The 11,916-nt window shown below is 65.4% G+C and carries 8 protein-coding genes and 1 pseudogene; 7 read left to right on the forward strand and 2 right to left on the reverse strand.

Features of this window, described 5'->3' with window-relative positions:
* Window positions 1–10: 10 nt before the first annotated feature.
* Window positions 11–1,018 carry an NADP-dependent oxidoreductase gene (locus ACOGXH_RS15105; protein WP_419929913.1) on the reverse strand — a complete coding sequence of 336 codons (1,008 nt, stop codon included), beginning with the start codon at window positions 1,016–1,018 and terminating at the stop codon, window positions 11–13.
* 37 nt (window positions 1,019–1,055) lie between these two features.
* Between ACOGXH_RS15105 and ACOGXH_RS15110 the strand changes: the two genes are divergently transcribed.
* The 6 genes and pseudogenes from ACOGXH_RS15110 (at window position 1,056) to ACOGXH_RS15135 (ending at window position 7,912) form a co-directional block, all read left to right on the forward strand.
* Window positions 1,056–1,667, forward strand: a complete 612-nt coding sequence (locus tag ACOGXH_RS15110) for a DinB family protein (RefSeq protein ID WP_419929914.1) — start codon at window positions 1,056–1,058, stop codon at window positions 1,665–1,667.
* 64 nt (window positions 1,668–1,731) lie between these two features.
* On the forward strand, window positions 1,732–2,574 hold the full coding sequence (locus ACOGXH_RS15115; protein WP_419929915.1) for an MBL fold metallo-hydrolase: 843 nt from the start codon (window positions 1,732–1,734) through the stop codon (window positions 2,572–2,574).
* Window positions 2,567–4,849, forward strand: a complete 2,283-nt coding sequence (locus ACOGXH_RS15120) for an arylsulfatase (RefSeq protein ID WP_419929916.1) — start codon at window positions 2,567–2,569, stop codon at window positions 4,847–4,849. The genes ACOGXH_RS15115 and ACOGXH_RS15120 overlap by 8 nt, the downstream gene beginning before the upstream one ends.
* A 31-nt stretch (window positions 4,850–4,880) precedes the next feature.
* A complete protein-coding gene (locus tag ACOGXH_RS15125) occupies window positions 4,881–5,333 on the forward strand; it encodes an SRPBCC family protein (RefSeq protein WP_419929917.1) in 453 nt (150 codons plus the stop codon).
* Window positions 5,330–7,102 (forward strand): annotated as a pseudogene (locus ACOGXH_RS15130) (sulfatase-like hydrolase/transferase); the annotation flags it as partial. The gene ACOGXH_RS15125 and the pseudogene ACOGXH_RS15130, both read left to right, overlap by 4 nt.
* Before the next feature lie 141 nt (window positions 7,103–7,243).
* Window positions 7,244–7,912 carry a type 1 glutamine amidotransferase domain-containing protein gene (locus tag ACOGXH_RS15135; RefSeq protein ID WP_419930388.1) on the forward strand — a complete coding sequence of 223 codons (669 nt, stop codon included), beginning with the start codon at window positions 7,244–7,246 and terminating at the stop codon, window positions 7,910–7,912.
* 30 nt (window positions 7,913–7,942) lie between these two features.
* Here the strand turns inward: ACOGXH_RS15135 and ACOGXH_RS15140 are convergent, their stop codons facing one another.
* Window positions 7,943–10,342, reverse strand: a complete 2,400-nt coding sequence (locus ACOGXH_RS15140; protein ID WP_419929918.1) for a glycoside hydrolase family 3 protein — start codon at window positions 10,340–10,342, stop codon at window positions 7,943–7,945.
* Window positions 10,343–10,428: 86 nt separating this feature from the next.
* Here ACOGXH_RS15140 and ACOGXH_RS15145 point away from each other — a divergent pair, with 86 nt between their 5' ends.
* The gene (locus ACOGXH_RS15145) at window positions 10,429–11,913 is read left to right on the forward strand and encodes a hypothetical protein (protein WP_419929919.1); all 1,485 of its coding nucleotides are present in this window, start codon (window positions 10,429–10,431) and stop codon (window positions 11,911–11,913) included.
* Window positions 11,914–11,916: the final 3 nt, after the last annotated feature.

The raw sequence follows: 11,916 nt of genomic DNA on the forward strand, positions 1-11,916 counted from the left end.
GGTGGGGCCGTCAGGGCCGCAGCAAGAGCTTGCCCTGGTTTTCGCCGCGAAACAGCATGCGGAAGCCCTCGGGGAAGTTCTCGATTCCGTCGATGATGTGCTGGCGATGCTTCACTGAGCCATCGGCCACCCACTCGGCCAAATCGGTCACGGCCTCGGGGATGCGATGGAGGTAGTCGAGCATGGTGAACCCCATCATGCGACCGCTCTTGGTGATGAGCTGAAGGTAGTTGTCGGGTCCGGTGGCGTTGGCCATATCCCCGTACTGCGAGATTCCCCCGCAGAGCACAATGCGGGCGTGTCGGTTGATGTGCCCCAACACCGCGCCAAGGATCTCGCCGCCCACGTTGTCGAAGTACACATCGACCCCGCCGGGCGCGGCGTCCCGCAATCCGTCGACCACCGATTGGGTCGTCGACTTGTAGTCGATGGCGGCATCGAGGCCCAGTTCATCAAGCAGGTATGCGCACTTGGCCGGACCGCCGGCGATGCCGACGACCCGCGCCCCCTGCCGTTTGGCGATCTGGGCCGCCACGCTGCCAACGGCCCCAGATGCGGCCGACACCACCACGGTGTCGGTGGCCTCAGGACGCCCCAGATCCAGCATGCCGAAGTAACCGGTGAATCCGGTCATGCCCAAAACGCTCATATGGTGCTCGATCGGTCCCAGCGCCATGTCGATCGGGCGCATGGAGCGGGCGGCCACCACCGCACGGGTCTGCACGCCAGTGAACCCGGAGACTACATCGCCCTCCGAGAAGAAATCGCTGGCGCTGCGCACGACCGGCCCAATTCCGAACGCCCGCATGACGTCGCCCAAGGCCACTGGTTCGATGTAGCTCCGCATGGGTGTCGCCCACCCCTTCATCCCCGGATCAATGGAGATCAGCTGCACATCCACCTCGATTTCGCCATCGGACAACTCGGGCGGAGCATCGTGGGTGAACTCCCAGACATCGTCGCCGGGAATCCCGTAGGGGTAGGCCACCAGGCGGACCTGCGAAGGTTGCGAGGTCATGAGCCGACAGCCTAAGTTTTGCGGGTAATACTGGCAAATGATCGCTACGAACGACCAGGGAACCGCCATGGGCAACGTCGACACGCTGAACCTCATCCAAGACTCGCTCTTGCGCCGCATGCGAACCATGCACTCGCTCTACTACCAAGCGGTGAGCACCATGGAGCTGCATCACGTGAACCACTTCGAACGGGAAGGGGTACTGCCCATCGCGTTCTCGCTTTTCCACTACACCAACATGCAGGACGCCACCTTCATGGGTATCTCCGGTGAACTGCCCATCTGGAATGACGATTGGCAAGCCCGAGTGCAGATGGCCATAAACGACCACGGCAAGGAGCGGCCGGTCAGCGACATGATCCACCAGCGCATCGGCGACTTCGAGGCGTTCAAGGAGTACCAGCGGACGGTGTTCAACCGGACTGAGGCCTACATCGAGCACATGGATCCCGCCGATTTCGAGCGGGTCATCGTCGCCCCGCCCTATCCGCCCCAGATCGCCAGCACCTACAGTGCGATGTGCGCTGGCCCCCAGGGCATCACCGTGCTCGACGCCTTCGAGTGCTGGCACTACCAACACGGGTTGCGCCACATGGGCGAGATCGAGCTGGCTCGGGGCCTGGTGGGCCTGGGCGGCATGACGTCTTGACCGCCCAGAGGATCCACCGGCGCTCCTCGAGCCAGACGATCCACGCACAGCAAAGGAGCGAGAGATGGAAATCGTGTTGACGGGAACCGGATCCCCGTTGCCCGATGCCAATCGGGCCGGTCCATCCACGCTGGTGAAGGCGGGCGACACCCACATCCTGGTCGATGCCGGTCGAGGGGTGGTGATGCGCATGGCCGGGGGAGGTTCGCTGCCGGCGTTCTTGGCTGCCGTCTTGGTGACCCACTTGCACAGCGATCACATCTGCGATCTCAACGATGTCATCACCACGCACTGGATCATGACTCAGGGCAACGTTGCGCTTCCGGTGTTCGGGCCACCGGGCACCGCCCCGTTCGTGGAACGCCAACTCCATGCTCTGGAAGCCGACATCGGCTACCGCATTGAGCACCACGATGTCCTCACCAGGGGTCCGAATGTGGAGGTCACCGAGGTGGAGCCGGACGATCAGTTCGCGGTCAACGACGTGCAGGTGTCCACCGCGGCCACGGTCCACGCGCCGGCAAGGCCCACCATCGGCTACCGCCTTGAGCACAACGGCACGACGGTGGCATTGGTGGGCGACACCCTTCCCTGCCCGGGCGTGGACGCTCTGGCCGCCGACGTCGATGCTTACGTGCAGACGGTGATTCGCCGGGATCTGGTGGAGCTCATCCCCAACGACATGGTCCAAGACATCCTCGACTATCACTCCGGCGTGGTGGAGGCGGCCCAGACCGCGGCCCGAGTCGGCGCCCGGCGCCTGGTATTGACCCACATGGTGCCCGCCCCCACCGCCGAGCAGTACCCCGAATGGATCGCCCGGGCCGCTGAGCACTTCGCCGGCGAGATCGTGATCGGCGACGACCTGACCACGGTCACCACAGCACAGAGCGACGCTCATGGCTGACTCTTCGACCAGACGTCCGTTCCCCGGCGTGATTGGCAAGACCCTGGCCGATTCCGAGCCGTTCTTCGAGGAGCCACCCCACCCCGGCGAGGATGCGCCCAACGTGGTCGTCGTGCTGCTCGATGACACCGGCTTCGCCCAATTCGGCTGCTACGGCTCCGACATCGACACCGCCAACGTGGACCGGCTGGCCGCCGACGGACTCCAGTTCACCAACTTCCACGTCACCCCTCTGTGCTCTCCCACCCGGGCATCGCTTCTGACCGGCCGCTCGCAGCACACGGTGGGAATGCGGTCGGTGTCGAACCACTGCACTGGCTTCCCCCACCAGCTCGGCCACATCACCAACCACGCCGCCACACTGGCCGAGGTTCTCAGAGCGGAGGGCTACGCCACGTTCTGCGCAGGCAAGTGGCACCTGGCGCCGTCCCAGGACGCATCGGCGGCTGGCCCGTTCGACCAGTGGCCCCTGGGTCGGGGGTTCGACCGCTTTTACGGGTTCTTGGAAGGTGAGACCGATCAGTTCCACCCGGAACTCGTAGTCGACAACCACCACATCGACCCACCGGCGGGCCCCGAAGACGGCTATCACCTGAGCGAAGACCTGGTGGATCAACTGCTCCAGATGATCCGGGACAGCAAGGGTGTTCGACCCGACCGCCCCTTCTTTGCCTATCTGCCCTTCGGCGCCACCCACGCCCCCCATCAAGCCCCGCCCGCATACCTGGAGAAGTATCGCGGCCGCTACGACGAGGGCTGGGACGTGGTACGACAGCGCTGGTACCAGCGGCAGCTCGAGTCAGGTGTGATACCGCCGGGCACCGAGCTGGCTCCCCGAAATGACGGGGTAGAGCCCTGGGACAGCCTGCCGGAGAATCAGAGACTGCTGGCCTGCCGACTCCAAGAGGCCTTTGCCGCTTTTCTCGACCACACCGACGACCAGATCGGGCGCTTTGTGGACGGCCTGCGCGACATTGGCCAACTCGACAACACCATCCTGGTGGTGCTGGCCGACAACGGCGCCTCCCAAGAGGGCGGGCCATTCGGTGTCTTGCACGAGATGAAGTTCTTCACCGGCATACTCGAAGACCCCGATGAGGCCATCGAGCGCCTTGACGAAATAGGCAGTCCTCACAGCCATACCAACTACCCCTGGGGTTGGGCCCAGTGCGGCAACTCGCCGTTCAAGTGGTACAAGCAGAACACCCACGAGGGCGGCGTCCACGTCCCGTTGATCGTCCACTGGCCCGACGGCATCGCGGCTGACCAGTGCGGCACCAAGCGCCGCCAGTTCATCAACGTTTCCGATCTGGCACCGACGCTGTACGACCTGCTGGGGATCGCGCCGCCCAACACGTTGAACGGCTATGAGCAGCTCCCGGTCACCGGCCACTCGTTCGCCACGGTGCTGGGCGACGCCGCCGCCCCGGCAACCAACAGACTCCAGTACTTCGAGATGTTCGGCTCGCGGGCGCTAGTGGTGGAACAGGACGGCAAGTGGTGGAAGGCCGTCACCCGCCATATCCATGGCCAGGACTTCGATGACGATCGATGGGAGCTCTACGACCTTTCCTCCGATCCCTCCGAGTGTTTCGACCTGGCTGACGATCAGCCCAAGGTATTGGAAGAGCTGATTGGCCTGTGGTGGGAGGAGGCCGAACGCCACGGAGTTCTCCCATTGGACGACCGCACGATCGAGCTGTTCGCCGCGAGGCCGAACGACCGCTCGCCCCACCCCACCAGCCGTCGGTATGTGTACCGGCCGCCGATCTCACCGATACCGTCGTCGGCCTCCCCGTCCCCGGGGGGAAGGGCATGGGATTTGGCCGCGGAGATCACCAGGGCCGCCGGAGACGACGGGGTTATCTGGGCTTCGGGGAGCGCCAGCGCCGGGATATCGGTGTTTGTGGAGAACGAACGGCTGGTGGTCGACTACAACGCCTTCATGAATCGCACCATCTTGGAGTCCGAACTGCCAGTGCCCCAGGGCCGCAGCACTTTGGCGGTGAGCCTCCGTCGCACCAGCCGTTCGAGCGGGGTCGTGAGTGTCGCCATCGATGGAAGTGTCTGCGGTCGAGCCGAGCTGCCGCTCATGATGAGGTCGATTTCCCTGCTGAGCGACAGCATCGGATTCGATCATGGTTCGCCGGTCTCGCAGCGCTATGAGGGTTCGTTCCCATTCACCGGAGAAATCCATGAGGTGGTCATCGAGCTCGGCAGGCAATCAGCCGCAGATGTCGAGGCCGCGGCCCGCACCGAGATGGCCCGTCAATAAGAGCTGGCAATAGGAAGACCACGAAGAAGTCATGGCCGAGATCACCTGCACCAGAGACATAGCCGCCGAACCGGGGGCGGTGTGGGCCGTGCTGGCCGACTTCGGCGCCATAAGCGGGTGGGCATCCAACGTCGAACACTCTTGTCTGATGAGTGAGCAGGCTGAGGGCGTCGGCACTGTGCGCCGGGTGCAGGTGGGCCGCTCCTCGCTGGTGGAGCGGGTCGTCGACTGGGCGCCGGGGGTAACGCTGTCCTACTCCATCGAAGGTCTCCCGCCGGTGATCCGATCGGTGGCTAACACCTGGTCGTTGCGGGAAACGACACGGGGGACCCGGGTTTCGCTGACCAGCCGGGTCAACGCCGGGCCTAGACCGCCTCAGCAGTTGATCGCCGAGATTGTGGCCCGGCGATTGGCCAAGGCATCGGAGACCATGCTCGCCGGACTCGATAGGCACATGGCCAAAACCGCAGGAGCGGACCGATGACCGATCGCCCTGACGTGGTAGTGATCATGACTGATCAAGAGCGGGCGGTGCCGCCCTACGAGTCCGATGAGCTGAGGGAATGGCGTCGTCAGACCCTCGTCGGCACCCGGTGGTTCGACGACCACGGGGTCTCGTTCATGCGCCACTACACCGGCTCGTTGGCCTGTGTGCCCAGCCGGCCCACCCTGTTCACCGGGCAGTACCCCGACGTCCACGGTGTGACCCAGACCGATGGCTTGGGGAAGATGTGGAACGACTCCCGGATGCGGTGGCTGCGCCCTGATGAGGTGCCCACGCTGGGCCACTGGTTCCGGGCCGCGGGCTACGACACCCACTATCAGGGCAAGTGGCACATGAGCCACGCCGACCTGTTCAACCCGGCAACCGGCGACGCCCTGGCCACCAACGACAGCGAGGGTGCGGTCGACCAGATGGCCGTCCAGACCTACCTCGATGCCGACCCCCTGGATGCGTTTGGATTCTCAGGATGGATCGGCCCCGAGCCCCACGGTCCGTCGTTCGCCAACACCGGATTCGTGCGCGACCCGCTGATCGCCGACCGGGTAGTGGCCTGGCTCGAAGACCGGTATGCCCGCCGCCGTGCCGGCGACCCGCAGGCCGCTCGGCCGTTCTTACTGGTGGCCAGCTTCGTGAACCCCCACGACATCGTGTTCGCACCCGGGTGGCTGCGACGGGGCAGCCCCCGCACCGCCGGGGTTGAGGATCCACCACCGGTGCCGCGGTCGCCGACCGATGGCGAGAACCTCTCGACCAAGCCAGCCGCCCAAGTCGCCTTTCGGGCTTCGTATTTGTCGTGCTACGGGCCGCCGCCTCTCATCGACCGGGCCTATCGGACGCGGGCCCAGGCTTACCGCAATCTCTATTACCGCCTTCACGCCGAGGTCGACGGCCCACTGGACCGGGTTCGCCGGGCCGTCACCGACCAAGGATCAGAGAACGCAGTGCTGGTGCGGACGGCCGACCACGGTGAGCTGTTGGGGGCCCACGGCGGGCTCCACCAGAAGTGGTTCAACCTGTACGACGAGGCCACCCGGATTCCTTTCACCATCGCCCGGGTCGGGCCTGAGGCGACCGGAGGCCGCCAGGTCGACGATGCCCCCACCTCCCATGTCGATCTCGTACCCACGCTGTTGGCCGCGGCCGGCATCGACCAGGAGTCGACCGCCGCGTTGCTTGGCAAGACCCACACCGAGGTTCATCCCCTGCCCGGTCGCAATCTCATGCCGGTGGTGGATGGCGCTTCGGCACCCGACGCCGATCGGGCGGTCTATCTGTTGACCCGCGACAACATGCCCGAGGGCGACTCGAATTTGAGCGCAATGGCTCGGCAAATGCTGCGGGCGGCGAAGCCGCCGGCACCACTGCGCATTCAGGTGCCCGCCCACGTCGCCGCCAACTTCGAGGGTCTCGTGGCCCGGGTGCCTGATGCCGACGCGGCCGGCGGTTCGGGCCATTTGTGGAAAGTCGTGCGGAGCTTCGACGACCCGGCCACCTGGACCGAGCCCGGCGTCCGCCACCTGGCTGCCAACGGACCGGCCGGTCCGGTCCACCGCTTCGAGCCGCTCCCCGATCAGTGGGAGCTGTACGACCTCGATGCCGATCCGATCGAAGCCCAGAACCTGGCCGCCGACTCTGCTTTCGAAGCCGTCTTCGCTCACCTCGCCGGCCAATTGGCTGCCGAACGGACCCGGTGTGTACCCGACCGCAATCAGCCCTGGCCTTACGTCGATCGCATCCCCTCGGAGGGTCCAATGAAGAAAAATCCCCCACCTCCCGCCCGCCTGCTGCGCAAGGCGCTTCAGCGGGTCGGCATGCACCCTGAAGACGACCGGCGCTTTGAGGCAGACCTCAGCGGCCGCCGGGCCCTGGTGGTGGCCACCAACCACGGCATGCTCGACATCGGTAAGCCCACCGGAGTGTTCTCCAGCGAGATGACCGTGCCCTACTACGCCTTTTTGGACGCGGGCATGGAGGTACACGTGGCCAGCCCGTCCGGCGGCGAGATCCCCATCGAACCCCAGTCGCTGAAGCCGGTGATCCGCACCGAGGCCGACGACCGGTTCATGGCCGATGACGACCTACGCCAGAAGGTCACCGAGTCGCTGGCCATCGGTGATCTCGACATGGCCGACTACGACATCGTGTACTTGGCTGGAGGATGGGGGGCGGCCTTCGACTTCGGCTTCTCGGAGGACCTCGGCACCCAAGTCACCGAGGCCAATCGACTTGGCCGGGTGATCGGCGGCGTCTGCCACGGACCGCTCGGCCTACTGCGGGCCAAAGGGGCCAGCGGTGAGCTGCTGGTGAAGGACCGGCGGGTGACCGGGGTGACCGACAAGCAGGTACACGAACTCGGCATCGAGAGCACTCCCCATCATCCCGAGACCGAACTGCGCCGAGCCGGGGCCATCTTCCAGAGCACCACCCGGTTCCGCGACACCCTGGCCAACCACTGGGTGGTCGACGGCAACCTGGTGACTGGCCAGAACCAGAACGCCGCTCCCATGGTGGCCCGGGAAATGATGCAACTCGTAACGAAGGCCCTTCGCGAAGCCTGACATCAGGTCCGCCGTTCGCAGAGTCGAGCCTCAGACCTCGACGGTTACGGCTGAGCGGATGTCGGTGGCTGAGGCGGCCACCAGAAGTTGGTACCGGCCGGGGTCCACGGTCCAGCAGTGGGCCTCGGGGTCCCAGCGGGCGAAGGAGCGCTCGTTGAGCTCAATCTCCGCAGTGCCAGTCTCGCCGGGGGCAAAGGTGAGCTTGGCGAAGCCGGCCAGCTCTTTGGGGGGTCGGGGCACTCCGCCCTCCGGCGGGGCGACGTAGACCTGCACCACGTCGTTGCCTCCCCGCTCGCCGGTGTTGGTGACCGGGACTGAAACGGTGACATCGGTGCCCTCGCCGGATACTTCAGGCGCACCCCATTCGAAGGTGGTGTAGGAGCCGCCGTGGCCGAACGGGACCATTGGGACGATGCCCCGGGCGTCGTACCAGCGGTAGCCCACGAAGATCCCCTCGCCGTAGCGCACCACGCCGGCCTCTCCGGGATAGTTGAGATAGGCCGGGGTGTCCTGCTCCCGCCACGCCCAGCTGGTGGGCATGCGCCCGCCGGGGTCGGCGTCGCCCATCAGCACGTCGGCGATGGCCTCGCCCGCCTCCTGGCCGGGGTACCAGGCCAGCAGCACCGCTTTGGCCCGGTCGAGCCACGGCAGGGTCATCGGTGCGCCGCAGTTGAGCACCACCACAGTGTTGGGATTGGCGTCGAGCACCCGCTCCACCAGCTCGTCTTGCTGGTTGGGCAGCTCAATCGAATCCCGATCGCCGCCCTCCGACTCCCACTCGGCGTTGGAACCGACCACCACGATTGCGGTTTCGGCCCGAGCGGCCAATGCGGCCGCCTCGTCCAGGCCCGTCTCCCGGTCGAGATTGGCCAACTCCACGCCCACGTCAACGATGGAGATCCACTGACCGCCTTCGGGGGGAACGTGATCAAGGCGGATCTGGTAGGGCTTGCCGGCTTCGAGATCGAAGAAGCCGTGGCCACCGTGCAGTCCAAGGCCGGCGCTGAACCCATCGACGTGGTTATCGGCTACCAATTCACCGTCCACGTATAAGCGGGTGTGGGCGAAGCCCAGGGCGCAGAATCGGTGGCGGCCGGATTGCTCGGGTGTCATGGTGAACTCAAGCCGCACCGACATGGCTTCGAGACCTTCCGGCCATAGCTCGCCATACCAAACGTTGAACGGCAGCGGCTGAGTGAGGGTTTCAAACGGCTCACCGTCGAATCCGATGCCGTCATAGAGCTCGAAGCGCACGCCATCGGCAATCCACGACTTGGGCACCGCCTCGGCCTTGCGGCGCATGTCTACACCAGGGGCATGGCCGATCAACCGCTCGCCCAGGCGTTCCTCCAGCGAATTCAGCACCGTGGTGGTGCGATGGGGGACAAGGCTGGCCGACCCACCGCCCAGCACGGCAGTGTCCACCACCCCGGGCCCGATCAGGGCAATCGTCTTGTCGGGAGCCAAGGGCAACGTGTCGTCGCGGTTGCGAACCAGCACCATTGCCTCGACCGCCGCCCGCCGGGCCAAAGTGCGATGCTCGGGACGCTCGATGCTGGCCTCGTCGTGATCGGTGGGAGTGCCGAGACGTCCGGCCCAATCTAGAAAGCCGACAATGCGGCGCACCTTGTCGTCAACCAGCGCTTCGTCAACCAGTCCAGCCTCGACCGCCTCTAGCAACTTGCCTTTGCCCCACCACCGGCCGAGACCGGGCATCTCCAGATCCAACCCGTGGACGGCGGGGGCCACGGTCTCCTTGATGGCGCTCCAGTCCGACACCACCAGCCCGTCGAACCCCCACTCATCCTTGAGCACTCCTACCAGCAATTCGGGTTGGGCGCAGGCGTGGTGGCCGTTGACGAAGTTGTAAGCGCCCATGACCGCTCGCACCCCGGCCTCTTTGACCGCGGCTTCGAACGGGGGGAGGTAGATCTCCCGCAGGCTGCGCTCGTCGACGTCGACGTTGATGGTGCGGCGCTCGAATTCCTGGTCGTTGGCCACAAAATGCTTGACGCAGGCCCCCACCCCTTGCGACTGGACTCCGGTGATGTAGGCCACAGCCATCCGGGAGCTCAGCTCGGGATCTTCGCTGTAAGACTCGAAGTGGCGGCCACCACGGGGCGAACGGTGGAGATTGACCGTGGGGGCGAGGATCATGTCGACCCTCCGGTCGACGGCCTCGGTGGCCAGAGCCTGGCCCAGTTCATGGACAAGGGCGGGGCTCCAAGTGGCGGCCAGCGCGGAGGGACCCGGCACCACCAGGCCCGGTCCCATCGTGCGGCCCCGCACCCCGACGGGTCCATCGCTGACGCACCAGTCGGGGACGCCCAAACGCTCACACCCAGGGATGATCCAGGCACTCTGGCCTGCGACCATGAGGCACTTCTCTTCCAGCGTCAGAGCGCCAACCAACGCTTTCACATCAACCATGAAACCCGCTCCTCAACATCTTCTGGACAAGTTTTCTACCACTGGTATATTTTGAGCGCAACGGCGAAGGGATCAGGGGGAACGCGATGAGATACCCACGGACGTTGTCGGCCTTACTGTTGGCTTTGCTACTGGCCTTGGCGGTGGTCGTCACCGCCTGCACCACCGGGGGCGGCGGCGAGGACGAGCCGGCCGCCGAAGAGTCCCCCACTGCGGCAGCGGCCGAGCCAGAGGCCGAACCGGCCGCAGGAACTCCCGATGAGCCAGCACCGGCAGAAGACGAGCCTGAGCCGGCCGCGGAAGCCCCCGATGAGCCGCCAGCAGAGGACGAGCCTGAGCCTGAGCCCACTCCCGAGCCCACGCCGATCGTGCTCACCGCCAGCTTCCGGGGCGTCACCGAGAACACCATCCGCATCGGGGTGGGATACTGGGACGTATCCGTGTTCGGCTTCGGCTTCTTCGGCGAGCCTCAACCGGTGTGGGATGCCCTGATTGGCGCGGTGAACGCCGAAGGCGGCATCTATGGGCGCTCCCTTGAGGCCTACATCGCCGGCTTCAACCCGGCCCTTCCCAACGAGATGCTGGCCGCCTGTATCACGCTCACCGAGGATCACCAGGTGTTCGCGGTTTTGGGCGGGCTGCGGGGCGACGCCAACTTCTGCGTGTCGGAGCAGCACGAGACCATCCACATTGGCTCTCAGGTAAATGCCCGAGGAGAGCTGCTGGAACGGGCCAGGGCCCCTCTGGCCAGCTTCAGAACTGAGGGAACGGCCCGAGAGGAGATGTTCATCGCCGAACTGGCCCGCAGAGGCTGGTTCGACGGCGCTAACGCGGTGGGCGCCCACTACGACGGTTCCGAAACTCAAAATCAAATGGGTGATGTTGTGGAAGCAGCCTTCGCCGACGCCGGCGTGGAGATCGCCATCACCATGAACATCGACGATCTCGTCCTCGACGAAGACGCAATGGAGAGTCAGACCGAGATCATGCAAGAGCAGGTGACCGACGCTGGTATTGACCGCATGGTGATCTTTGGAGCGGCGGCCACCGGCCTCATCACCTACGGCGAGCTGGGGATTCAGATGGCCGCGGTCGACTCCACCAACTTCACCACGGCGATCTCCTCGGGCATCGATCCGATGGCGCTGGACGGCATCATCTCTTCGGCGGAGCGACTCGATCTGGCCACCGACCCAGTGGACGCTGAGACCCAGGAGTGCCTCGACGTGGTGATGGCCGCGCTTCCCGACGCTCGCTTCGAGCGTCCCGGTCCGGGAGTGGAGAACAGCGAGGAAGACCCCAACTACTGGAATTACACCGTGTTGGCGTGCCGCGATTTATCGATGTTCATCCAGATCGCTACCGCGGCCGGACCGCATCTGACCAACGAGTCCTTCCAGGCCGGACTGGACTCGCTCTCCCAGGCATCGCTGCCGGAGATCCCGTTCTTGTCGTTCGGGCCGGGCAAGTACAACGGCAACGACACGATGCGGCTGGTGCAGTTCGACGGCGATGCCGATGAGGACGGCGAAATCGTCGGACTGGGCGACCCAGTCGACCTCACCCCGTAACTC

The sequence above is a fragment of the Candidatus Poriferisocius sp. genome, assembly GCF_965208355.1.
GTDB lineage: Bacteria > Actinomycetota > Acidimicrobiia > Acidimicrobiales > Bin134 > Poriferisocius.